25 protein-coding genes are annotated in these 22,764 nt (G+C 71.5%); 13 read left to right on the top strand and 12 right to left on the bottom strand.

Annotated features, from left to right (window positions below; all coding sequences use genetic code 11):
- The first annotated feature begins 25 nt into the window (after window positions 1–25).
- Entirely contained in the window at window positions 26–601 is a 576-nt protein-coding gene (locus tag MTP10_RS21485; RefSeq protein WP_310711307.1) for a DoxX family protein, read from the top strand.
- 167 nt (window positions 602–768) lie between these two features.
- On the opposite strand, the gene MTP10_RS21480 is transcribed toward MTP10_RS21485, so the two are convergent.
- On the bottom strand, window positions 769–1,518 hold the full coding sequence (locus tag MTP10_RS21480; RefSeq protein ID WP_310711306.1) for an NAD(P)H-binding protein: 750 nt from the start codon (window positions 1,516–1,518) through the stop codon (window positions 769–771).
- Between the two features lie 82 nt (window positions 1,519–1,600).
- On the opposite strand from MTP10_RS21480, the gene MTP10_RS21475 reads away from it, so the two are divergent.
- From MTP10_RS21475 to MTP10_RS21465, 3 genes are all read left to right on the top strand, one after another.
- Entirely contained in the window at window positions 1,601–2,104 is a 504-nt protein-coding gene (locus MTP10_RS21475) for an Rrf2 family transcriptional regulator (protein WP_310711305.1), read from the top strand.
- A gap of 83 nt (window positions 2,105–2,187) precedes the next feature.
- Complete coding sequence (locus tag MTP10_RS21470; RefSeq protein WP_310711304.1) at window positions 2,188–2,808, top strand: helix-turn-helix domain-containing protein; 621 nt, start codon at window positions 2,188–2,190, stop codon at window positions 2,806–2,808.
- A gap of 2 nt (window positions 2,809–2,810) precedes the next feature.
- Window positions 2,811–3,107, top strand: a complete 297-nt coding sequence (locus MTP10_RS21465) for a hypothetical protein (protein ID WP_310711303.1) — start codon at window positions 2,811–2,813, stop codon at window positions 3,105–3,107.
- A gap of 8 nt (window positions 3,108–3,115) precedes the next feature.
- Here MTP10_RS21465 and MTP10_RS21460 read toward each other — a convergent pair whose 3' ends face one another.
- Both MTP10_RS21460 and MTP10_RS21455 read right to left on the bottom strand, forming a co-directional pair.
- Window positions 3,116–4,258, bottom strand: coding sequence for a serine hydrolase domain-containing protein (locus MTP10_RS21460; protein ID WP_310711302.1), 1,143 nt, complete (start codon window positions 4,256–4,258; stop codon window positions 3,116–3,118).
- A gap of 71 nt (window positions 4,259–4,329) precedes the next feature.
- Window positions 4,330–4,824 carry an FBP domain-containing protein gene (locus tag MTP10_RS21455; protein ID WP_310711301.1) on the bottom strand — a complete coding sequence of 165 codons (495 nt, stop codon included), beginning with the start codon at window positions 4,822–4,824 and terminating at the stop codon, window positions 4,330–4,332.
- 71 nt (window positions 4,825–4,895) lie between these two features.
- On the opposite strand from MTP10_RS21455, the gene MTP10_RS21450 reads away from it, so the two are divergent.
- Window positions 4,896–5,495 (top strand): WHG domain-containing protein, encoded by a 600-nt coding sequence (locus tag MTP10_RS21450; RefSeq protein ID WP_310711300.1) that lies wholly within the window; start codon window positions 4,896–4,898, stop codon window positions 5,493–5,495.
- A gap of 15 nt (window positions 5,496–5,510) precedes the next feature.
- On the opposite strand, the gene MTP10_RS21445 is transcribed toward MTP10_RS21450, so the two are convergent.
- Entirely contained in the window at window positions 5,511–6,233 is a 723-nt protein-coding gene (locus MTP10_RS21445) for an SDR family oxidoreductase (RefSeq protein WP_310711299.1), read from the bottom strand.
- A gap of 131 nt (window positions 6,234–6,364) precedes the next feature.
- Here MTP10_RS21445 and MTP10_RS21440 point away from each other — a divergent pair, with 131 nt between their 5' ends.
- From MTP10_RS21440 to MTP10_RS21430, 3 genes are all read left to right on the top strand, one after another.
- Complete coding sequence (locus tag MTP10_RS21440) at window positions 6,365–7,318, top strand: LysR family transcriptional regulator (protein WP_310711298.1); 954 nt, start codon at window positions 6,365–6,367, stop codon at window positions 7,316–7,318.
- A 105-nt stretch (window positions 7,319–7,423) separates the two neighbouring features.
- On the top strand, window positions 7,424–8,380 hold the full coding sequence (locus tag MTP10_RS21435) for a cyclase family protein (protein ID WP_310711297.1): 957 nt from the start codon (window positions 7,424–7,426) through the stop codon (window positions 8,378–8,380).
- 32 nt (window positions 8,381–8,412) lie between these two features.
- Window positions 8,413–10,368, top strand: coding sequence for an NACHT domain-containing protein (locus MTP10_RS21430; protein ID WP_310711296.1), 1,956 nt, complete (start codon window positions 8,413–8,415; stop codon window positions 10,366–10,368).
- Between the two features lie 24 nt (window positions 10,369–10,392).
- Here MTP10_RS21430 and MTP10_RS21425 read toward each other — a convergent pair whose 3' ends face one another.
- Window positions 10,393–10,758 carry a helix-turn-helix domain-containing protein gene (locus MTP10_RS21425; protein WP_310711295.1) on the bottom strand — a complete coding sequence of 122 codons (366 nt, stop codon included), beginning with the start codon at window positions 10,756–10,758 and terminating at the stop codon, window positions 10,393–10,395.
- 116 nt (window positions 10,759–10,874) lie between these two features.
- On the opposite strand from MTP10_RS21425, the gene MTP10_RS21420 reads away from it, so the two are divergent.
- A complete protein-coding gene (locus MTP10_RS21420; RefSeq protein WP_310711294.1) occupies window positions 10,875–11,840 on the top strand; it encodes an NADP-dependent oxidoreductase in 966 nt (321 codons plus the stop codon).
- 52 nt (window positions 11,841–11,892) lie between these two features.
- Here MTP10_RS21420 and MTP10_RS21415 read toward each other — a convergent pair whose 3' ends face one another.
- Window positions 11,893–12,915, bottom strand: a complete 1,023-nt coding sequence (locus MTP10_RS21415; protein ID WP_310711293.1) for a hypothetical protein — start codon at window positions 12,913–12,915, stop codon at window positions 11,893–11,895.
- Between the two features lie 120 nt (window positions 12,916–13,035).
- On the opposite strand from MTP10_RS21415, the gene MTP10_RS21410 reads away from it, so the two are divergent.
- Both MTP10_RS21410 and MTP10_RS21405 read left to right on the top strand, forming a co-directional pair.
- Complete coding sequence (locus MTP10_RS21410) at window positions 13,036–14,154, top strand: histidine kinase (protein WP_310711292.1); 1,119 nt, start codon at window positions 13,036–13,038, stop codon at window positions 14,152–14,154.
- Window positions 14,094–14,723: a response regulator transcription factor gene (locus MTP10_RS21405; protein ID WP_310711291.1), complete on the top strand. Its 630-nt coding sequence runs from the start codon at window positions 14,094–14,096 to the stop codon at window positions 14,721–14,723. Before MTP10_RS21410 ends, MTP10_RS21405 begins: the two co-directional genes overlap by 61 nt.
- 133 nt (window positions 14,724–14,856) lie before the next feature.
- On the opposite strand, the gene MTP10_RS21400 is transcribed toward MTP10_RS21405, so the two are convergent.
- Together MTP10_RS21400 and MTP10_RS21395 are read right to left on the bottom strand one after the other, a co-directional pair.
- Window positions 14,857–15,804, bottom strand: coding sequence for a hypothetical protein (locus MTP10_RS21400; protein ID WP_310711290.1), 948 nt, complete (start codon window positions 15,802–15,804; stop codon window positions 14,857–14,859).
- A 119-nt stretch (window positions 15,805–15,923) separates the two neighbouring features.
- A complete protein-coding gene (locus MTP10_RS21395; RefSeq protein WP_310711511.1) occupies window positions 15,924–17,504 on the bottom strand; it encodes a carboxylesterase family protein in 1,581 nt (526 codons plus the stop codon).
- A 90-nt stretch (window positions 17,505–17,594) separates the two neighbouring features.
- Here MTP10_RS21395 and MTP10_RS21390 point away from each other — a divergent pair, with 90 nt between their 5' ends.
- On the top strand, window positions 17,595–18,194 hold the full coding sequence (locus tag MTP10_RS21390; protein ID WP_310711289.1) for a TetR/AcrR family transcriptional regulator: 600 nt from the start codon (window positions 17,595–17,597) through the stop codon (window positions 18,192–18,194).
- A gap of 74 nt (window positions 18,195–18,268) precedes the next feature.
- On the opposite strand, the gene MTP10_RS21385 is transcribed toward MTP10_RS21390, so the two are convergent.
- Genes MTP10_RS21385 through MTP10_RS21370 form a run of 4 tightly spaced genes read right to left on the bottom strand, consistent with a single transcriptional unit; the run spans window position 18,269 to window position 21,786 of the window.
- Window positions 18,269–18,913: a response regulator transcription factor gene (locus MTP10_RS21385; RefSeq protein WP_310711288.1), complete on the bottom strand. Its 645-nt coding sequence runs from the start codon at window positions 18,911–18,913 to the stop codon at window positions 18,269–18,271.
- Complete coding sequence (locus MTP10_RS21380; RefSeq protein ID WP_310711287.1) at window positions 18,904–20,052, bottom strand: histidine kinase; 1,149 nt, start codon at window positions 20,050–20,052, stop codon at window positions 18,904–18,906. Before MTP10_RS21380 ends, MTP10_RS21385 begins: the two co-directional genes overlap by 10 nt.
- A gap of 10 nt (window positions 20,053–20,062) precedes the next feature.
- A complete protein-coding gene (locus MTP10_RS21375; protein ID WP_310711286.1) occupies window positions 20,063–20,875 on the bottom strand; it encodes an ABC transporter permease in 813 nt (270 codons plus the stop codon).
- Entirely contained in the window at window positions 20,872–21,786 is a 915-nt protein-coding gene (locus MTP10_RS21370; protein WP_310711285.1) for an ATP-binding cassette domain-containing protein, read from the bottom strand. Before MTP10_RS21370 ends, MTP10_RS21375 begins: the two co-directional genes overlap by 4 nt.
- 195 nt (window positions 21,787–21,981) lie before the next feature.
- Between MTP10_RS21370 and MTP10_RS21365 the strand changes: the two genes are divergently transcribed.
- Entirely contained in the window at window positions 21,982–22,569 is a 588-nt protein-coding gene (locus tag MTP10_RS21365) for a 2-phosphosulfolactate phosphatase (protein ID WP_310711284.1), read from the top strand.
- Window positions 22,570–22,764: the final 195 nt, after the last annotated feature.

Genomic DNA, 22,764 nt, shown 5'->3' with positions numbered 1-22,764 from the left:
GTAACACCCACTAAGGAGACAAAACATGACATCGCACACCAGCGCGCACCCCCATGACGTCCGAGACGAGGAGCAGCGGCCCCAGTCCCGTGGAACGTGGGTGACCCTCAACAGGACGCTCTGGACGCTTCAGGTGTTGTCCGGCCTGTTCTTCGCCGGCAGCGGCTTCGGAAAGGTGTTGTTGTACGACGCAGCCCTGTACGCGGCGGCACCCCGGGCCGTGGCCTGGTACGCCGCGGTGCCGCAACCCCTGATCGTCTTCATCGGGGTCGTGGAAGTGCTGGGCGGCGTCGGCCTGATCCTGCCGGCGATGACTGGAGTCCGGCCGAAGCTGACGCCGCTCGCCGCCGGTGGCCTGACGCTGACGATGATCCTCGCGGCCGGCTTTCACATCATGCGCGGCGAGTACGGACTGGTGCCCGCCAACCTGGTGCTAGGAGGTGTCGCGGCCTTCATCATGGTCGGGCGGTGGAACCTGCGGCCCGTCGCGCCCGCGCACATCACCACAGCTCGCGTACTCAAGTCGATCATGGTCCTGGCCGGGCTTGCCCTGTTGGTGTTCGGCCCGACCTGGTACTCGATGACACACGTCCAATTCTGATCACCCGGTCGCGTGTTCGTCCGGCCAAGCCCACCTCGCCGGCTTCGCCGCCGGCAAGGCCACATGGACGAAGGAGCCGCACGCTCCGCAGTCACCGCAGTGATTCCTGCAGAGTGAGCGTCTCCGCGACACCGTCACCCACTACCGGGCGGGGAGTTCCTGGATCGTCACCGCACCCGCTGCTCCTCGAGCCACGCGTCGAACGTGGTCGGCGCGATGCGCGCGTTCCCCCCGGGCAGCAGCACGTTGCCGGCCATCCCCGGGCCGAACAGTCCCGACCACGTCGGCACGAGCTTCACCTCACGGCCGCGCGCCCGCAGCGTGCGCCGGGCCATGTCGACGAGATCCTGCGGCTCGGGACCGGCGACGTCGGCGTGGCGCCCCTGCGGCTCCCCCACCGCGACCTCGGCCAGGATCCCGGCCACGTCGGCCGGCGCGATCGGCTGCACCAGCAGCGGCGCGATCGTCGCGACGCCGTCCCGCTCGGTCCAACCGGCCACCATCTCGGCGAAGTCGTGGAACTGGGTGGCCGGGACGATCGTCCACGGCACCGGCCCCGCGGACACCAGGCGCTCCTGCTCCCGCTTGCCGGCGTAGTGGGCGTTGCCCTCGACCCGGTCGATGCCGACGATCGACAGCAGCACATGGTGACGGACGCCGGCCCGCTCCCCGGCGGCGAGCAGATTGCGGGTGGTGGCGCCGAAGTACGCCACCGTCTCGTCCACATCGGCGGCCGGGCCGTTGGTGGCGTCCACCACCGCCTCGACGCCGCCCAGGGCCTCGTCCAGTCCGTCACCGGTCAGCAGGTCCACGCCGAGCGAGCGGCTGATGCGCACGACGTCGTGCCCGCCCCGTTCGAGGGCGGCCACGGTCAGGGATCCGATGGCGCCGGTCGCGCCGGCCACGGCGATACGCATGACGTTCTCTCCTTCTCGTCGGTACCCAGTGACCATATCTCGGACTAAGCAGATCCTCAATATCCGCGATATGCTGGTGATCGTGAAACTGCCCGTGAGCACCGAATGGCTGTTGCACTGCGCCACCTCGCTGGCGCAGTTGGAGCCGGGAGCCACCGCGTCGGCGGCCCAGCTCGCGGACTACTACGACCTCCCGGCGCCCTACCTCGCCAAGCAGCTCCAGTCGCTCGTCAAGGCCGGCGTGCTGTCGGCCACGACGGGGCCGCGAGGCGGGTTCCGGCTCGCCCGGCCCCCCGGGGAGATCACGTTGCTGCAGATCGTGGAGGCGGTCGACGGCGCGTCCTCGCCGTACGAGTGCCGCGAGATCCGCCGGCAGGGACGCGGCGCGCTGCCGGCCGAGGACTGCCTGGGCGCCTGCGTCCTGGCCGTCAAGATGGCCGAGGCGCACCGCGCGTGGCGCGACAGCCTGGCCGGGGTCTCGCTCGCCGACATCCTGTCCGAGCTGCCCTCCTCGGCGCCTCCGCGCACCCGGTCACTGCTCACGGGCACGAAGGACTCCCGGCCCCGCCGGAGCCCGTTCGGCTGACGCGCCGGACGCCGGGCCCGGATGACGCGAGACGCGCACGCCACCTGTTCGACAGACTGACAATTTTCGTATAATTTGTCAGCATGTCAGATGCTGCCATCGCCAAGCGGGAGCAGATCGTGGCCGCCGCGCTCGGCGTCTTCGGCCGTTACGGCTACCGCCGGACGTCCATGGACCTGATCGCCCAGGCCGCGCGGATGTCCCGGCCTGCCGTGTACCAGCACTTCAAGGGCAAGGAAGAGGTGTTCCGGGCCGTCGGCCGGCGGATCGTCGACGATGTCGTCGAGGCGGCGGAGAAGGCCCGCCACTCCGACCGCGCCGTGGCGCAACGGCTCTACGACGTGCTGTCGGTCAAGCTCGACCTGTTCTCCGGGACGGTCGAGGCCGAGTTCCGGGCGGAGCTGTTCACCGAGGCCAGTGTGGTCGCCGAGGACGTGCTGCTGTCGTTCGAGGAGCGGTACGCCGAGGTCGTCCAGGGGGTGCTGACCGACTCGGCGGACGAGCTCGACCTGCTCGGCGAGGCGCTGTCCGCCCATGACGCGGCCCTCATCCTGCTCGACGCCCTCGCCGGGATCTCCCAGGCGCGACAGGAGCAGGACGTCCTGCGTGCCCGGCTGCGCCAGATGGTGGAGCTGACCGTCAGGGGCCTCACCCGCGACCCGGCTCACCGTGCCGGGCCGGCCACCCGAGAACCACAGGAGTGACCATGTTGCTGACGGCCGTCCTCAGCTTCTTCGCCGGCGTGTTCGGCGCGAACGCGACACCGCATTTCGTCAAGGGCATCACCAAGGAGCACTTCCCCACCCCCTTCGGCACCGGCCCGCTGGTCAACCTGGTCGCGGGCTGGGCGATGTACGTCATCGCGGCCCTGCTCGCCGTCGGCGCCGACACGGCCGGGTACCCGGCCGTGGCCTTCACCGCCGCCGCTCTCGGAGTGCTGGTCATGGGCATCTTCCATGCCACGGTCGGGGCCTTCGGCAAGCGTCCGCCCGCCACGGTCTGAGAGCCGGCTCAACCGCCGGTCAGGCACGTGCGCAGGGCCGCGATCAGACGGCCGGCGCGGGCGTCGCCGTGGCCGATCATGCGGTTGGCGACGTACGCGAACCCCACCCCGAACTCGTCGTCACCGAAGGCGAACTGGCCGCCCGCTCCGTCGTTGCCGAAGCTGCGCTCCCCCAGCATCGGCCGGAACGCCGAGTCGAGGAGGAAGCCCGAGCCCCAGCGCGCCCCGGCGTCGAAGCCCAGCCATCCCTTGCCGGAGGAGACCTCACGGACCGCGTCCGTCACGCTGTCCGGCGTGAGCAGCCGCTGGTGACCTTCGACGCCGGTGGCGGCCGCCGCGTACAGCCCGGCGAGGCCGCTCGCCGACGCCGTGGCACCCGCTCCGGGCAGCTCCATGCCGAGCAGCGCCGGATCGTTCCAGCCGTGCGGCTCGTCGAGGCCGGGGAAGACCAGGGCGCCGTTCATCGTCACGATGCGGGTGAGCAGGTGTTCGGGTCCTGGCATGGGAGGCCGCCCTTCGGCCTCGGTGAGCCGGGCACGGCCGTCCATCTCCTCGGCGGGCAGGCCGATCCAGGCCCGTAGCCCCAGCGGCTCCCCCACGGCACGGCGGAAGTACGCGCCGGGGGTGAGCCCGGTGACGCGCCGGATGACCTCACCGATGAGGAAGCCGAAGACGTGGCCGTGGTACTCGTACGCCGTGCCCGGCTCCCACAGCGGCTCCTGCTCCTCGATGGCATGGACGACCGGCGTCCAGGCGGCGATCTCCTCGAAGCCGAGCACCCGGTCGAGGGCGGGCAGCCCTGCCCGGTGCCCGAGGACCATGCGACAGGTGACGGCTTCCTTGCCGTGCCGCGCGAACTCGGGCCAGTACCTGCTCACCGGGGCGTCGAGATCCAGGCGTCCTTCCTGCGCGAGGAGGTGGGCGCATACGCTGACGAGGCCCTTGGCGCAGGAGAAGACCGGGACGACCGTGTCCCGCGTCCACGGCCGGCCGGTTCGCCCGTCCGCGACTCCGCCCCACAACTCCACGACCTTGCGCCCGCCGGCGAACACGGTGACGGCTGCGCCGAGTTCGTCGAAGTCGGCGAAGTTCCGGGCGAACGCGTCGGCGACCGCTCCGAACCGTTCGTCGGCCCACCCGTCGTGCTTCACGGTGATCTCCTTCTCTCGGTGCGTCGCCGATGGTCGCGCCGCGGTGCCGGGCGCCGATGCGCGGTCCCCGTTCACGCCATGACCTTGTCGAGGAACGCCGACAGCCTGGCCCTGGTGCGATCGACCTGCTCCTCCACCGTCAGGGACTCCTCCAGCCGGCCGCCCAGGTCCGGGGTCTTCCTGCCGCGCACGTACAGGGAGCAGGCGAGGTCGCTGCACACGTACACGCCGACCGAGTTGCTGTCCCGGCCGGCCTGGCCCGCTCTCCGGGCGGTCATCAGGGAGACGCCGCTGCCGGGGTGCGTGGTCAGGCACAGGGAGCACATGCCGCGGTGGAGGTGACCGCGCTGCTTGGCGGCCAGGCGAAGCGCCACCCCGACGATGGCGCCGCCGCGCTCGGTGACGAGGTAGCCGCGGTCGGGCGCGCCGGAGTCACGCCACCCGAGGAAGTCAAGGTCGTCCCAGGGCTGCTCGGTCAGGTCCCGTGGGAGCGGCAGCCGCTTGGCCTCTCCCTTGGAGCAATTGACGAACGAGGCGCGAATTTCCTGCTCACTGGCTGGCTTCATGGCGCGGAACGCTACAATGCCTAGGAGTATTATGCAACTACCTAATACTCCTAGGAAGCGTGGAGGTGGCGATGGCTCGTGCGGGACTGACAGCGGAGCGCGTGACGGAGGCGGCCGCGGACCTGGCGGACGCCGTCGGGTTCGAGAACATCACCGTCTCCGCGCTGGCGCGGCACTTCGGGGTCAAGGACGCGAGCCTGTACGCGCACCTCAGAAACCTGCAGGACCTGCGGGAACGAGTCGCGATGCTGGCCGCGGGAGAGCTGGCCGACCGCATCGCCGCGGCGGTCGCGGGCCGCTCCGGCAAGGAGGCCATGGTGGCGTTCGCCAACGCCTACCGGGACTACGCGCTCGCCCACCCCGGCCGTTACACGGCGACCCAGGCGGTCCGGGTGGACCCGGCCGTCCTCGCCCGCTCCACCGCCTACGTGCGCACCATCGAGCTGACCCATGCGATGCTGCGCGCGTACAAGCTGGCCGAGCCCGACCTGACCGACGCGGGCCGGCTGATGCGCAGCGCCTTCCATGGCTACATCAGCCTGGAGGCCAACGGCGGATTCAGCCACTCCCGCGAGGTGCGGAGGTCCTGGGAGCGCGCCCTCGACGGCCTGCACATCATGCTGGAGAACTGGCCCGCTGACCCGTCGCGTCACGCGGCCGAGGAGGGCTGATCGAGGGCGGCGGCTTCAGACGAGCCGACCGCCGCCGTCCACGTGCAGCACCGTGCCGGTGACGTAGGGGTTGCCCATCGCGAACAGCACGGCATGCACCAGGTCCTCGGGCATGCCGACGCGCCGGGCCGGGTTGCGCGCGGCCACACCCCGCAGGAACTCCTCCTTGTCCGCGCCGAGCCCGTCCCAGGAGCCGGTGTCGACGATGCCGGGCGAGACCGCGTTCACGCGCACCGGCGCCACCTCCACCGCCAGGGCCTGGACCAGGAACGCCAGCGCGCCGTTGGTGGTGGCCATCACGGTCCGGGCCGGGGCGGGCCGCCAGGCCGCGACCCCGGAGAAGAAGGTGAACGAGCCGCCCCGCTCCACCTGGCCCGCCAGGTGCTTGGCCAGCAGCAGCGGGCCGATCACCTTCGCGTCGAACGCGCGCCGCACCGCGGCGAGGTCGAGGTCGGCCAGGGGGCCGTTGGCGGGCATGGCGGCGGTGGACACCAGGTGGTCGAAGCGGCCCGCCCGCGCGGCCAGGCCGGCGACCGAGTCCTCGTCAGAGAGGTCCACCGGCACCACGTCGGCCTTGCCGCCCAGCTCGCCGGCGGTCCACTCCAGCTTGCGCGGGTCCGGCCCGGCCAGGACGAGGTCCGCGCCGGCGGCGGAGGCGGTGCGGGCGAGCAGGCGGCCGGTGCGCGAGCCGGCGCCCACCACGATCAGGCGCTGCCCTTCGAGGGTCTGTGCAGGCATGGCTGAGCTCCTCATGTCATCGGGATGGGGCGGGCCGCCGCTGTGCTGCGTCGCGGCCCGTGGCCCCAGCCTGTCCGACCTCGCCGGATAAGTCCAAGGCTTGGTTTCTATGGGGCCGATAACATCTGTTCATGGCAACCTTGCGGCAGCTCGAATACCTGGTCACGGTGGTCGAGACGGGTTCCTTCACCCAGGCGGCGGAGCTGCTGCACGTCACCCAGCCGGCGCTGTCCCATCAGATCCGCGCGCTGGAGACGTCACTGGGCGGCCCGCTTCTCGAACGACTCCCCCGGGCGGTCCGCCTCACCCCGCTGGGCAGGGCCGTGCTCCCCCATGCCCGCGCCGCACTCAACGACGCCCAGCGCCTCCACGCCGCCGCCCGCCGCGTGGCCGGGCTCGACGGCGGGGAGCTGGAGGTGGCCACCGTCTACTCCGTCAGCCTCGGCATCCTGCCCCCGGTGCTGCGCGCCTGGCGGCGCCGCCACCCGGAGGTGCGGATCCGGCTGCGCGAGTACCCCCACACCGTACGGCTCGAAGAGGCGATGATCGCGGGACAGGCCGACCTCGCCATCGGCCCTGCCCCAGCTCGATGGGAGGGCCCGGTCCGGGACCTCGGCGTCGAGGAGTTCGTCGTCGTCCTGCCCCCCGACGACCCCCTCGCCGCCCATCCCGGGCCCGTCGCCCTGAGCGCCCTCGCCGACCGTGACTGGGTGCACTTCGCCCCCGGCAACGGGCTCGCCGAGCTCCTGGACCGGTCCTGCGCCGACGCCGGATTCCAGCCGCGCGTCGCCGTGCGGGCCGAGCAGACCTCCGCCGCGCCGCTGCTGGCAGCCGCCGGGCTGGGGCCCGCGCTCGTGCCGGCCTCGATCATCCCCTCCGGCTTCGACGGCGTCGCGCTCCGCGCCGACCCTCCGGTACGCCGCACCCTCACCGCCTACACCCGCACCCGCCCCGACCCGCTCACCACGGCCTTCGCCGAGCTGCTCGCGTTCGGCGTCGGGCCGGGCGGGCGTCTCGGTGGTCTTGACCAAGGCTGCGATCTGCTCGGCCGGCCACCCGGTCCGTGGACGCGGCCGGCCCGTTGATCTAGTATCGTGCCGGCTCCAGGGGGCCCTGGCAGGTCAAAGGAGAGGGCGGGACACCGTGCCCGCGGTGCCTCGAGCCGCGTGACCGGAGGAGTCGATGCTGGGATGACCGCAGAGCGACCGATGCCCACGCAGGACGACGTGCTCGGGTACTTCGACACGCTGTCGAACTGGGGACGGTGGGGCGACGACGACGAGCTCGGCACTCTGAACCACATCACCGACGACGTCCGGCTGGCGGCGGCGCGCGCCGTGCGCCACGGCAGGAGCGTGTCGTGCGCGTGGGAGGTCGCCGTGCCGGAGGAGATGGAGCGGTCGACGACGACGTGCCCGTGCGCCGCCGACATGCCGGGTGCCGAGAACATGCCGCTGCCCGGATTCCGCAACGACCGGCACTGGGGCTATTCGTCCGAGCGACTCGGCATCACGTTCCACGGCAACACCGTCACCCATGTCGACTCGCCGTGCCACATCTTCTGGGACGGCACGATGTACAACGGGCGGTCGCACTCGATGGTCGACGCCGCGACGGGATCGGCGTGGGCGGCCGTCACGGCGGCGGCGAACGGGATCATCACGCGTGGCGTCCTGCTGGACATCGCGAAGGTCCGCGATGTGCCGTGGTTGGAACCGGGGCAGGGTGTGCATCCCGACGATCTCGAGGAGGCCGAGCGTCGCCAGGGTGTGCGGGTGCGATCCGGCGATGCGGTACTCCTGCGGACCGGCTACGGCCGCGTCCGGCACGAGGCCGGTGCGGCCGGCGGTTTCACGCAGGCCGGGTGGCACGCGTCCTGCCTGCCGTGGCTGCATGAACGGCAGGTCGCGCTGATCGGCGCTGACACCCCCCAGGACGTTCAGCCGTCGGGGTACGAAGACATGGCGATGCCGGTTCACACCGTGGGCCTCGTCGCGATGGGTCTGTGGCTGCTCGACAACTGCGACCTGGAGGCGTGCGCGACGACGGCCGCCGAGCTCGGCCAGTGGGACTTCCACCTCGCGGTCGCGCCGGTCCGCCTCGCCGGTACGTCCGGCAGCCCGGTCAACCCGATCGCCACATTCTGACCGCCGCGCCGCTCCTAGTAGTGTCGGCTCGCGTGGCGCGCTCAAACTCGGACTTTCGTGGGTGGTACTGGTGGGCACTGGTCGCCACGTCCATCCTCGTGCCATTCCTGACCATCGCTGTGGCCGTGCTCTTCGTCTCTCAGGGCCGTGAGTACGCCGACCAGTGGGCCAGCATTTTCAGCTTCGTCGTCACCGCCCTGGTCGCCGTGGCGGCGATGATCGGTTGGTTACGACAGAGAGCCAAGCGCGGCGGCGACCTCGGTACGTTGGACGTGGCCGAGCCGGAGGCGGACGCCATGGCGGCTCATGCCGAACGGCTGGCCGCCAAGGTCGAGCAGGTATGGAAGTCGGAGGAGCTGCGGCAGCGCCTCCTGGACCCGGAGCCTCTGCCCGTCTCCTGGCGTACGGTCGGCCCGCCTGTCAGCGACCACTGGCGTGTCATCGGCGGCGATGACCTGCCCATCGACCTCGACGGCAGCCTGGACGACCTTTATCGCACCATTCACACCAAACTGCCGCGGACACGTTTGGTCGTGCTCGGTGAGCCCGGCTCCGGCAAAACCTCGCTGGTGATGCGCTTCGCCCTGGCCTGCCTGTCCGCCCGCGAACAAGGCGGCCCCGTCCCCGTCATCCTGCGGCTCTCGACGTGGACACCCTCCAGCCGGCCCATCGTCGGCTGGATCTACGCCCGTCTGGTGAAGGACTACGACTACGACCCCGCCGAGCCGCTGTCCCTGGACCGGCTCCTGCTCATCCTGGACGGCCTTGACGAGATGCCCGCCTCCGAACGGGAGCTGGCTCTCACCCAGATCAACGCTGCCTTCAGCGCCAGGCATCCCCTTGTCCTGACCAGCCGTACCGCAGAATACCTGGCCACGATCGACTCCCAGCAGGCGGATGTCCTGACGGCAGCGGCCGCCATCGAGATCAAGCCGCTCGACGTGGCCGCCATCCGTGACTACCTGACCATCACCACGAAACCCGCCCGGCTGCCGGGATGGTCCAAGGTGTTCGCCGAACTGACCGCTGACCCGGAAGGCGAACTCGCCCGCGGCCTGTCGACTCCGCTGGCCCTGTCCCTGGCCCGTGTGGCCTACGCCGAACGGGCGGCGAATCCCGACCACTTGCTCACCTTCACGACCAGACGCGATCTCGAGGTCCATCTCCTCAGAGAGCTTGTGCCGGCCCTCTACTCCGGCTCCGCCGGCCACCACGGGCGCGGCCGGTCCGGCAGCCCGAGCCGCTCCAGCGCGTATGAGCAGCCCAGCCTCGCCTGGCACCCGGACGCCGCGCGTCACTGGCTGTCCTTCCTGGCCCGGCACTGCGGTCGGCGGGGCATCTCGTCGCCAGGGCTGATCGACCTCGTCCCCTCTTGGGTCTACGGCCTGATCCTCGGTCTCCTGTCAGGGTTGTGCGTCGGCACGGCCTTCGACGTGGCGGCAGGCCCCGTCGGGGGCGCTCTCCTTGGAACGGCCATGGCCATGGCCACCTTCGTCTACGTCTTCGTCAAAGACTGTCAGGAGCCGCCCCCCTCGAGCCTGATGATGTCGTGGATCGCGGCATCGGCCTTCTTCGCCTTCGTCCTCGGTCTTTTCACGATGGGCGCCGGCCTGCGAGCCGATCAGGGGGTCGTCATTGCGCTGGGGGCAGCGCTCTGGCTTCAAGTGACGCTTTCCCGCGGCTTGATCGCCTTACAGGTGGGGCTGCTTGACATCGCCGTCGTGCACACGGCCGTCACCCGGCCGTCCATCTCCTCGGACGCGCTGGCTCTGGCCTCCCTCGTGACCGTAGTCGCTCTGTCCGTCCTGTCCGCCTTCCGGCTCCGCCTCTTCCTGGCTCGCGCCGTGCTCGCCGCATCCGGCCGCCTGCCCTGGCGAGTGGCCACGTTCATCGAAGACGGCCACCGGCGCGGCGTGCTCAGACAGGTCGGCGACCTGTACTACTTCCGTCACGATCTCCTACGACAACAGCTGACCCAGAAGGAATAGCCTCTCGCGCCAAGTCCGGCATCCCTACGACAGGGCGGGGATCTCGTGCAGGTGCTGCTCCACCCAGGAGCGCAGCATCCCGAGCGGCACGGTCACGCTGCGGCCCAGCTCGGTCAGCGCGTACTCCACGTGCAGCGGCACGGCGGGGTACACGGTGCGGTCCACGAAGCCCGCCTCCTCCAGCCGCCGCAGCGTCTGGGTCAGCACCTTGGGGCTGACGCCCTGAAGCTGCCGTTGCAGCTCGCCGAAGCGCTGCGGCCCGTCCTCCAGGGCGCCGATCGCCAGCGTGGACCACTTGTTGGACAGCAGATCCAGCACGTCGCGGCAGGGGCAGAGCGCGGAGTAGACGTCGTGGCGGTCGTGCTCCCCTGTGGGGCATCGCAGGATCACGGCTGGGGCTCCTCTCGTACTACCCAACAGATAGTAATCCCCCTTGCGGGTTACTACCGCCTGACGGATAGCTTCCGGGATCGTCGCACCAAGCACAACAAGCGAGGAGAAGCAGCATGTCGACGCCCACCATGCGAGCGATCAGCCAGTCCGCGTTCGGCGGTCCCGAGGTGCTGGAGCCGGTCCGCGTCCCCCGCCCCGAACCGCTGCCCACCGAGGTACTGGTACGGGTGCACGCCGCCGGGGTCAACCCGGTGGACTGGAAGACCCGCTCCGGCGGCGGCATGGCGGGGGTGCTCGGCCAGCCGCCGTTCGTCCTGGGCTGGGACGTCTCCGGGGTGGTCGAGGAGGTCGGGTTCGGCGTGACCGTCTGGAAGCCGGGCGACGAGGTGTACGGGATGCCGTGGTTCCCGCGCGCGGCCGGCGCCTACGCCGAGTACGTCACCGCCCCGGCCCGCCAGTTCGCCCGCAAGCCCGCGACGCTGGACCACCTGCGGGCGGCCGCCGTACCGCTGGCGGCTCTGACCGCCTGGCAGGTCCTGACCGACACCGCCGGCGTCCAGGCGGGGCAGCGGGTGCTCGTCCACGCCGGCGCGGGCGGCGTCGGCCACCTGGCCGTGCAGTTCGCCCGCCACCTGGGCGCGCACGTCATCACGACCGCGAGCGCCGCCAAGCACGAGTGGCTGCGCAAGCTCGGCGCCGAGGAGACGATCGACTACACCACCACCCGCTTCGAGGACGCGGTGGCCGACGTGGACGTGGTCATCGACCTGGTGGGCGACGGGCACGACCACACCAGCACGCGGTCGCTGGGCGTGCTGCGCCCCGGCGGCCTGCTGGTGGCGGTCCCGTCGGGGATCTCCCCCGAGCTGATGGAGCGGGCCCATGCGGCGGGCGTCCGCGCGACCCCGTTCCTGGTCGAGCCCGACGGGCCGGGGCTGGCCCACATCGCCGGCCTCATCGACCGGGGCGAGGCGGCGATCGAGGTGGAGGCCGTCCTCCCGCTCGAACAGGCCGCCGAGGCGCACCGGCGCGGCGAGGAGGGCCGCACCCGCGGCAAGCTCGTCCTGGGCGTCGCCTGACAGACGCGGGCCGGCCGTCGCACCTGACCGCACAGAGGTGGCCGCCGCGCCGTCACGTTCGGCTGAGGCTCCTACCGGTCGGAGGAGCATGGCCGGCGGCCACCTCGGCTGTGGTCTGCCGGCGACGCCGGTGGTAGGAGACGGTGGCGGTGGCCAGCGCGGCGCCCCAGATCGGCCAGAAGCACTCCGGCAGCCAGGCTCCCCATTCCTCCAGGGCGAACCGGCCGGCGATCGTCCAGCGGAGATAGGTGAGCCCGGCCACGGTGATGATGATCGAGACGAACCCGGCCGGGACGACCGCGAGCAGCGGCGGCACCCGTCTGCCGCGGAGCCCGGGGATCCAGCGGGGAAAGATCTCGCCCCACCGCTGGGTGAGCCCGAGGGTGAGCACGCCGCCGAACGCGCCGAATGTCGCCAGATAGGCGCCCGCCAGCCACAGGCCGCCCTCGCCCTCGGCCAGGAACGCCTTGCTCACCCCGAGAGGAACGCCCAGCGCCCACGCCCACCGGGTGGCGCAGTACACCAGCGGCACCACGACCGCCACGTACACCGCGACACGCCCGCGCTGCGGGGTGAACCAGCTCCTGCGCCCCCGGTCACGTTCGTAGGCCAGCGCGGCGGCGGCCAGCAGCAGGCCGCCCAGCACGCACACGAGCTGGTTGAGCACCGGCCACGGCCAGGCGTCGGCGAAGGTCGCACCGCCCAGGCCCCACCCGAGGACGGGGGCGGCCAGCAGCAGCGGCGTGTAGGCGACGCCCATCATCAGCCGGGAGTCGGGAATCACCAGGATCAGGAGTGCGGCGACGGGCCAGGCCACGAACAACGGCGCACGGTGGCCGCTCCGGCGGGTCAGCGCCAGCGCCGTCACCGCGATGAGGAGACAGAAGGCGGCGATCCACCAGCCGAAGCCCGGTGTCGTGCCGGCCAGGATCGACAGCGCCCCGTCGGGGTCGGGGTCGGTGGCGCCCCAGGGGAAGCCCGGCGTCCCCAGCGCCCATGCGGCGCCGAGCACACCGTAGGCCAGCGCCCACGACGCCGCCGCATACTGTCGCCAGGCAGAGGTGAAGGTCTTCATGTGATCAGCCTCATGGCGGGGCCGGTTGGTGAGCCAGATGCCGATCGGCACCCCTGGAGGCCGGAAGAGGTGCCGTTCGGCACTCGCGGGTGGCCCGTCCGGTGCGCGTATCTTCATCGGGTGGACGTGACATGGGCCTTCACCCTGATGTCGGAGGCGGTGCCCGTGCTGGTCGCCGTCGCGGTGGCCGCGGCCGGGCTGTCGCGGCCCCGGCTCAGGCCGCGTCTGGCCGCGCCGGCCCTCCTGGCCGCGAGCGTGTCCCTGGCCGTCACGGCGGCCCACGTCAGCGGCGCGACGCGGGCCCCGTCGAGCGCCGGAGCGCTGGGGATGGCCGAGAGCGTGGCGCTGATGGTGCTGGTCGGCCTGGTCGTCCGGTACTCCCCCCTCCGGCAGGCCGTGCTCGCCTCGTCGGCGGCGGGTCTGGCCGCGGCCGGCTGGCTGCTGCGCGTGTTCACGCCCGCCTCGCCGCTGGAGGCAGTGGGCGTGTGCGCGTTCTGGGGGCTGGGGGCGTTGGCGGCCGCCGCCGTGGGCGCCTACCTGCGCTCCCTCGACGTACGGCAGGAGCGGGCGGTGGCCGACACGCGCACCGCTCTGCGGCTGCGACTGGCCCGGGACCTGCACGACTTCGTCGCCCACGACATCGGCGAGATGGTGGCGCATGCCCAGGCGGGCGGTGTGGCGGGCGATCCGCTGCGGGCTCTCGAACGCGTCGAGGCCGCGGGCCAGCGGGCCCTGTCGATGCTGGACCGCACGCTCGACATGCTGCACCACGACCGGCCCCTCGGCCCCGTCGGCGATCTGGGCGGCATCGCCGAGGCGGCCGAGCGGTTCTCCGCCGTCGGCCCCACGCGGGTCAGCCTGCGCATGGACCCGGCCGTGACGGTTCCGGTGGAGACCGCGGCGCTGGCCTACCGGGTGGTGATCGAAGGGCTGACCAACGTCCGGCGGCATGCGCCGCGGGCCGGGCACGTCGACCTGCGCGTCGGCGCCTCGGCCGGAGTCCTGGAGATCACGATGACCAACGACGGCGTCGCCCGCACGAGAAGCCGCCGGCGGGGCGGGTCCGGCCTGCCCGGCCTGGCCGCGCTCGTGGCGGAGCAGGGCGGCGAGCTGACGACGCGGGCGCTGCCGGACGGGTGGTCGCTGACGGCCCGCCTGCCGCTGGCACAATCGCCGGAGTGGTCACCCGAATCCTCATCGCCGACGACCAGGAAGGCATCCGCGCCGCCTTCCGCATGATCCTCGACGCCCAGCCGGACATGACCGTCGTCGCCGAGGCCGCCGACGGCCGCGCCGCGATCGACACCGCGAAGACGATCAAACCCGACGTGGTGCTCGCCGACATCCGCATGCCGCGCGCCGACGGCATCGAGGTGACCCGGGCCCTGGCCGGGACCGGCATCCACGTCGTGGTCGTCACCACGTTCGGGCTCGACGAGTACGTCCACGCCGCCCTGCACCACGGCGCCGCCGGGTTCATCCTGAAACGCTCCGGACCCACGCTGCTCATCGAGGCGATCCGGGCGGCCATGAACGGCGACGTGCTCATCAGCCCGCAACTCACCGTCCGGCTGCTGCGGCGGCGCGGCGTGCCGCAGGAGTCGCCACATGTCGTCCTCACCGAGCGAGAGGACCAGATCGTGGCCATGGTCGCGCACGGCAGGACCAACGCCGAGATCGCCGCGGAGCTCTTCCTCTCCCCGGGCACCGTGAAGAACCACATCGCCTCGATCCACGACAAGATCGGCGCCAGGAACCGGGTCGCCATCGCCGCCTGGGCCTGGGCCACCGGAAGAGCCGAGCCCTGAGCGTGCGGTGCACGCCGGCGACGCCGGCCTTCCCTCGACGGGGCCTTCCTCGAGATTCAGGCGCGGTCAGGACGGCGGAATTCAGTGGTGGAGTTCGGCGATGTACCCGTCCGGACGGACGAGCACGGTGGTCCTACCCTGCCTTCCGTGCAGGGGGCAGGGCAGGTGTGGTTGCTGTGGCCCGCCGTTGAGGCAGGCTGCCGACCGCGATGAGAAGGTAGCCTACGGCCACCCAGGCGAGTAGTACGACAAGAGGACGTGTCAGGCCGACGCCGTGGAAGTAGAGAAGGCTGCGTCCCGTAGCGATGAACGCGTTCGGTGGGAGGAACGGCCCGATAACGCTCATCCAGTGGGGCAGGAACCAGCCCGTTGTGCTCGCGCCACTCGTGGCGTTGCCCAAGGTCATAGTGGTCAGCGCGACAACGGCGATTCCGGGCATGCCCAGCACACGCACCATTCCCAGCCCCGCGGCGATGATGGCGGTGAGATAGAGCGCCGCCAGCGCGGTCATCTGCCAGAGGTTTCCTGACAGCACGTTGAAGCCGGGGCCGAGCAGGGTGACTGCCGCCAGTCCGGCCAGTCCCGCTGCCACGGGAAGCAGGATAGCCCGGGCCACAACGGACACCTGCTTGGCGATCACGCTGAAAGCTATGATGCCGACGATGCCCGGGATGAGCAGGCAGCCGAGCAGCGTTGCCAGGGTGATGCCCTGGGGATCGTCCTCGGGAAGCGGGGCCACGTCATGGGTCCGCAGCGGCAGTCCTGTCTCCGAGGCGGTCTGCTGAGCCAGGGCCGTGATGCCTTGGCTGATCTTGGGGCCCTCGCCGCCGGCGATGACAGCCACCAGCGCGCCCGACTCCGCGGAGATGGCGGCTACCACCTCCCGGTCACGCACCGCGTCTTCGGCTGCCGCGGCAATGGCGTAGGACCGCACGTCGAAGGCGTCCGACCCGTTGGCAGCCAGGAGTCTGGTCAGGTCATCGGTGAAGTCGGCCGGGCCAGAGATGCCCAGTGGCATGTGGTGCGGCCGCATGTCACTGACGGATGCGCCATTGAAGATCCCGAAGGCCAGGGCTGCCAAACACGGCAGCACGGCGGTAAGGACCGCCAGTCGTGCGGGGCGGCCAGGCAACGGCTGGCTGGAGCCGCTTAGCGGCTCAGGATCACCCGAGCCGCGAGCGTATGTCTCCCGTGGGGTGTTCACCGGCCGGCGTCATCCGCTTGAGGTGCTTCGGGCTGCCCGGCCAGGTCCTGGATGGGGGCGGGCAAGAGCCGGCGTTCACCACGGGCCGGGTCGCCCAAGGCGATGGTCAGGGTGTCGAAGCACATGGTACGGCGATCGGCCGGGGTATACGCCTCCCACACGGGGACGCCCTGAGTGTTGGGATTCCCGGTGCGTACGAACGCTGCCACGGCCCGGCGGAAGGTGCTGCCGATCGGTTCAACGGTGACCGGGTCGACGCCGCGGAACATGGGGGACGCCGACCACGCGGGGAGGTTGTCCAACAACAGCGGGATGTCCACGGTGTGGCAGGCGCCCAGGCCAGGGGATCGCCAATCCACCTGGTAGACGTAGCCGGGATGCCCGTGTCGGGCGCGGGCCTCGGCGACTTGAAGAGCCGGCAGCCTGACCAGACGGTCGGTGGTGATGTCGGCCAGGACCTGGGACGGAGTGGCCCCCGGGCGCCGGTCCGCGTAGTGGTCGTAGACGTCTCCTCCAGCTGGGCCAGGCGCCAGCCGTTCCAGGATCTGCAGGACGGCCTCGCGGGTGATGGCCGCGGCGGACGGGTCGATGGCGAGGAAGGGGTTCATCTCCTCGGCGGTGGCGCCGAGGAGAACGTCGATGCCGCTGCCCGCCCCGTCGGCCAGGGCCGAGAGCACAGGCGTGGGCAGGCCCGGGCCGCCGGCGATCGGGTGCATCGGCGGGGCCGGTGCGCCGATGCGGCGCCGGCCACCGCCGGCGACGAGCTGCTGGTAGCCGGTGACCAGCTGTTCGGCCGGCAGGTCTCGCAGCCGATGGGCTGTCGCCGGTGTCAGGCCAAGGACGTTCATGTACTCCGCTCCGGTCTGTTCGGCTTCGGCCGGCGAGGGCATCGGGATGCCGATGGGACCGCTTTGGGCGAAGACCCGGCGAAACAGGCCGGATGCCGACGGCGAGGTCAGGAGCGCCACCGAGGTCACCGCGCCGCCGGACTGACCTGCCACGGTGACACGATCGGGGTCACCGCCGAAGTCAGCGATGTTCTCCCGCACCCAACGCAGTGCGGCCACGACGTCCAGGAACCCCATGTTGCCCTCGGCGACGCCGGGGACGCGCAGGAAACCCAGCGGCCCGAGCCGGTAGTTCGCTGTGACGACGACGATGTCTTCGGCCGCCGCCAGATTCTGGCCGTGATAGCCGGGCCAGGCGCTGGCGCCGCTGAGCCAGCCGGAGCCATGAATCCACACCAGCACGGCACGAGGTGAGCCGGTGAGGCCCGGCGTCCACATGTTCAAGGTGAGGCAGTTGTCCTCGGCTTGGGCCAGTGACGGCGAGCCGGTCAGTAGCTGCATCGCGTCCACCGGCTTGTCCGGGTTGGCGGGTGGTTGCGGAGCGGCCGGGCCGAAGGCGGTGGCCGGTCGGATCCCTTGCCAGCGGGCGTGGGGTTGCGGTGCGGCGAAGCGCAGGTCGCCGACGGGCGCGGCGGCGAAGGGCACGCCGAGGAAGGAGGCCACCCGCCCGTCCCAGCTTCCCTGGAGGCTGCCCTGACCGGTGGTGACAACGGGGTTCAGATCGTTCATGGCCCATCCTTGAGAAGGAACGTTCATTCTCACGAAAGCACATTCTCGGCGGAGTTGACAAGAGCGAACGTTCATTCCAAGCTCGGAAGCGTGTCAGCCTCACCAAATGCAGCCAGCGCGCGCCGTCAGCACGTCCTGACAGCCGCACGCCGCTGCTTTCTCGCCAACGGCTTCCATGCCACGTCCATGCAGGACATCCTGCGCGAAGCGCAGATGTCGGCCGGGAACCTCTACCGCTATTTCCCCAGCAAGGACGCCATCGTGCTGGCCATCGTGGAAGCCACCTTGGCCGAGGTGACCACCGCATTCGAACGGCCCCTCCTCGATGAGCCGCCCACGCTCCTGGAGGCCCTCACTGAGATCCTGCGCGCCATCGAACGACTGGACGCCGAAGACGGCACCCCCCGGCTCGCCATCCAGATCTGGGGCGAAGCCCTGCGCAATCCGGCGATGGCCTCGCTCTTCACTGACGCCATCGCTCCCGTCAAGCTGTGGTTCGTCCAGCTCATCGAGGCTCACCAGCGCCGCGGCCTTGCCCCGGTCGCGGTCTCATCCGAGCATCTGGCGGGCGTCCTGCTCGGCAGCATCCACGGGTTCATCGTCCAGCGGGCACTGCTGGAGCTCGATGCCAACAGCTACGCCGAAGGCCTGCGAAGCCTTCTCGCGGTCACGGCCGACAAGTCGGCGTAACGCTCAGCAAGAGCATGTAACAGCAGCTCAGGGCCATATCCCGTGGTTCTTCCCACAGGACTGCCGAAACCCCGTCAATGGTCGAGGTAGCGCAGAATGGCCAGCACCCTGCGGCTGTAGCCGGGATCGCGCGGCAGGTCCAGCTTCTCCGTGATGGCGTTGATGTGCTTCTCCACCGTGCTCAGCGACACGTGCAGGCGCTCGGCGATCGCCGTGTTGACGTAGCCCTGCGCGAGGTGGCGCAGCACCTCCGTCTCGCGCGGGCTGAGCCTGCTCAGCGGGTCGGCGTGGGTGGTGCGGGCGAGCAGCTGACGGACCACCTCGGGGTCCACGACCGTGCCGCCCGCCCGTACCCGCTCCAGCGAGTCCAGGAAGTCGGCCACCTCCGAGACCCGGTCCTTCAGCAGGTAGCCCAGCCCCTCGGTGTGCCCGGCCAGGAGCGTGGCGGCGTACGTCTTCTCCACGTACTGCGACAGGACGAGCACGGCGACGTCCGGGAGGCGTTCGCGGATCTCCAGTGCCGCCCGCAGCCCTTCGTCGGTGTGCGTCGGCGGCATGCGCACGTCGACCACGGCCACGTCGGGGCGGTGCTCCTCGACGGCGGCGAGCAGCGCCGGCGCGTCCCCGACGGCGGCGACGACCTGGTGACCGGCGTCGTCGAGCAGCCGGCCCAGGCCCTCGCGGAGCAGCACCGAGTCGTCGGCCAGGATCACCCGCACGGCGCCTCCTTGGGCAGCGTCGCCGTGATCCTGGTGGGGCCGCCCGGCGGGCTGTCGACGGCGAACGACCCGTCGAGCGCCAGGACCCGCCTGGCCAGGCCGGACAGCCCGCCGCCCGAGGGGTCCGCGCCGCCCGCGCCGTCGTCCGAGATCGCCACGCTGACCGTCTCCTCGTCCTCGCTCAGCACGACCAGGATGTCACCCGCGCCGGCGTGCTTGATCGCGTTGGTGATCGCCTCGCGGGCGACGAAGTACAGGGCCGTCTCCACCTCGGACACGGGCCGCCCGGCCAGCCCGTAGTGCACGGTCACCGGCCCGCCCGACCGCTCGGCCACGCCCGCGAGGGCCGCGCGCAGGCCCAGCTCGTCCAGCGCGGTCGGGTAGATCCGCCAGGCGACGCTGCGCAGCTCGTCCAGGAGCCGGCGCGACTCGGTGTACGCCTGGCCGACGAGCTCCCCGGTTCTGGCGGGGTCGGCGCTGTGCCGGGCGCGGCCCAGCAGCATGGCCAGCGCCACGCCCCGCTGCTGCACGCCGTCGTGCAGGTCGCGCTCGATCCGGCGCCGCTCGTCGTCCACGGCCCGGACGATGCCCGAGCGGGTCGCGGTCAGCTCGGCGATGCGCCTGCGCATCACCTCCTGCCGGCCCGGCCCGAGGAAACGACCGGCCAGCCGCCGCTCGCCGGCGCCCGCGACGGCGGCCGCGGCCGCGAGCAGGACCAGCAGGAACGCCGCGTTGGACAGCCCGAGGACGGCGGTGTCGGTGACCAGTCGCACGCCGGGCAGGTTGACCGCCACGGGCTCGCCCTGGCCTGTGGCCACGGCCCACAGCCCTCCGGCCAGCAGCAGACCGGTGAGGAACATGCCGGCCGCCAGGACGTACCCCGCCACCACCCCCAGGGCGGCGCGCGCGGCCAGGTAACCGTAGCCGCCGCCTCCCGGCTCGGCGTCGTGGCCGAGCCACCGGGACAGCCGCCGGCGTTCGAGTGCCGTCAGCCGGGCCAGGCCTCGCTCGGCGGCGGGCCGCGTGGACGCGAACAGGGACGCCGGCCAGGCCACGCAGAGGAAGAGCAGCTCGGCGACGCCCAAGGCCGCGCCCGCGAGCACCCCGACCAGGGTGCGCGCGACCCGGTTACCCGACACGGCCAGCAGTCTAGGCGTCACGCCGGCGCAGCAGCGCGTGGCCTGCCGCCAGAGCCGCCGCCGTCCACCCCGCCAGCCAGGCCAGCCCCTCCGCGGCGGTGTACGGGATCGGGCCACCGGTCAGGTTGTCCGTGCTGCCCATGAACGCCAGGCCCGCGAACAGCGGCATGCGCATCGACGCCTCCAGCGCCGCCTGGCTACCCGTCATCAGCAGCATCAGCGGCAAACCCATCAGCAGCATGAACATCACCGTCAGCGTGCCGGCGGCGCTGCGCATCGCGGCGCCCACGCCGACCGCCATGACCGCCACCAGGGCGAAGAAGACGCCCATGCGCAGCAGGTCGAGCGCGACCTCGGCGGGCGGCAGCTCCACCAGCCCGCCGAACACGTCGGCGGACAGCGCCGCGTAGACGGCCACCGTGGCCGCGCCCCCGGACACCACGCCCGCGGCGACCATCACCGGCGCCACCACCAGCGCCTTCGCGGCGAGCACCCGGCCGCGGATCGGCGTGGCCTGCAGCGTGGCGCGGATGCCGCCCGACGCGTACTCCGAGGTGACCGCCAGCATGGCCATCGCCACCAGCGCGAACTGCACGAACGACGTCGCCGACACCGCCGGCTCGCTCGCCGTCAGGCGCGCCCCCGCGACGCCCTCGCGCACCATGTCGGTGACCGTGGCCCCGCCGAGCATCAACGCGCTGAGCACCATGAGCACCGTCGCCGCGGCCAGACACCACCAGGTGGAGCGCACCGACCACAGCTTCACCCATTCGGCGCCGACCGCCCGGCCCAGCTCTCCGCTCCCCATGGTCATGATGGTCACGCCCCCGCCTTCTCGGTGCCGTACTCCACGCTGCTCGCCGTCAGCTCCTGGTAGGCCTGCTCCAACGACGCCTCGCGCGTGCGCAGCTCGTGCACGCGGATGCCCGCCTCGTACGCCAGGTCGCCGACGCGCTCGATCGTGGCGCCGGTGGCGACGAGCTGGTTCTCCCCGAGGCGTTCCACGGTGATCCCGGCGGCGCCCAGCCGTACGGCCAGCTCGTCCGCGTGCGGCGTGCGGACGGCCACGGCGGTCAGGGCGCTGCCGGCGATCACCTCCGCCAGCGGCGCGTCCATGATGAGCCGTCCCCTGCCGATCACGACCAGGTGGTCGGCGGTCAGCTGCATCTCGCTCATCAGGTGGCTGGAGACGAACACCGTGCGCCCCTCCCCCGCCAGCGAGCGCATCAGGTGGCGTACCCAGCGCACGCCGTCGGGGTCGAGCCCGTTGACGGGCTCGTCGAACATCAGCACCTCGGGATCGCCCAGCAGCGCGGCCGCGATGCCGAGCCGCTGGCTCATGCCGAGCGACAGCACGCCGGCCCGCTTGCGCGCCGCCGCCGCCATCCCCACCTGGTCCAGGACCTCCGCGACCCGGCCGCGCGCGATGCCGTTGCTGCGGGCCAGCGCCGCCAGGTGCGCGTGCCCGCTGCGTCCTGGATGCAGCGCCCGCGCGTCCAGCATCGCGCCGACCGTGCGCAGCGGGTTCCTGATCTCGTGGTACGGCACGCCGCCGATCAGCGCCGTGCCCGCGGTGGGGCGGTCGAGCCCGAGGACGAGGCGCATCGTCGTGGACTTGCCGGCGCCGTTCGGCCCGAGGAACCCGGTCACCGCGCCCGGCCGCACCTCCAGCGACAGGTCGTCGACGGCGGTCCGGTCGCCGTAGCGCTTGGTCAGATTCTTGAGACTGATCACGCCGGCCAACGCTAGGCAGCCGCCGGCACGGCCACCATGGGGGCGAACCTCCGACTTCCATGGCGGAAAACCGTAAGACCTCGCGACGGACGGTTCCCCGGAAGATCGTCGGCGTCGCGCCGTCCACACGCGTTCCGAGACCGTCCATGTGACGCGTACCACTTGTTGGGTGCTTCGGGTCGGGCATGCGCGAACATGACCGGCATGGATAGTCGTTTCCTCGGTATCGCTGAGCTGGTCGAAGCCCCTTCCGTGGCGGTCGTGGTCGACGTCATGCGTGCTTACACGGTGGCCGCCTGGGCCTTCGCCCAGGGGGCGGAGCAGATCGTTCTCGCTGAGTCGCTGGAGGAGGCCCTGGCGCTCAAGGCTCGCCACCCGGATTGGGTGGCGCTCAAAGACGGTCCGCCCGCGTCCGGGTTCGACATCGTCAACTCCCCCGGCTTGCTGCGGTCCATCGACCTGGGCGGACGGACCGTCGTGCAGAAGACCACGGCAGGGACGGTCGGCGCCCTCGCGGTCAAGGAGGCGGAGCTGGTGCTGTGCGCCGGCTTCGTGGTGGCGGAGGCAACGGCTCGGCTCCTGCGGGCGCGCCGGAGTGACAGTGTCACCTTCGTGGTCACTGGCGAGGACGGGCAGGCCGATGAAGATCTGGCGTGTGCTCAGTACATCGCTCGGAGGGTCACCGAGGCTGGGACCGATCCTGCTGAGTTCCTCCGCCGCGCCGCCGAGTCGCGCCGCCACCGAGCTGGCGGAGGGGGTGCGTCAAGGAGTCCATCCCGATGACGTCGCGCTCTGTCTTGAGGTGGACCGGTTCCCCTTCGCCATGGTGGCGACCCTGGAAGGCTCGCTCATGGTCCTGCGTCCACACCGGATGCCTTCGCCGGCTGGCGAGGACCCGGTCTGATCGCTGGTGAGATCTGCTTTCGGCATGCGGGAGCGGGCACCCCGTCCACGTCCACATGTCCGCGCTCGGCGCCC

It is taken from the genome of Nonomuraea sp. 3-1Str, assembly GCF_031570565.1.
GTDB lineage: Bacteria > Actinomycetota > Actinomycetes > Streptosporangiales > Streptosporangiaceae > Nonomuraea.
The sequence above is the reverse complement of the archived record's forward strand: the minus strand, read 5'-3'. Positions and strand labels throughout refer to the sequence as shown.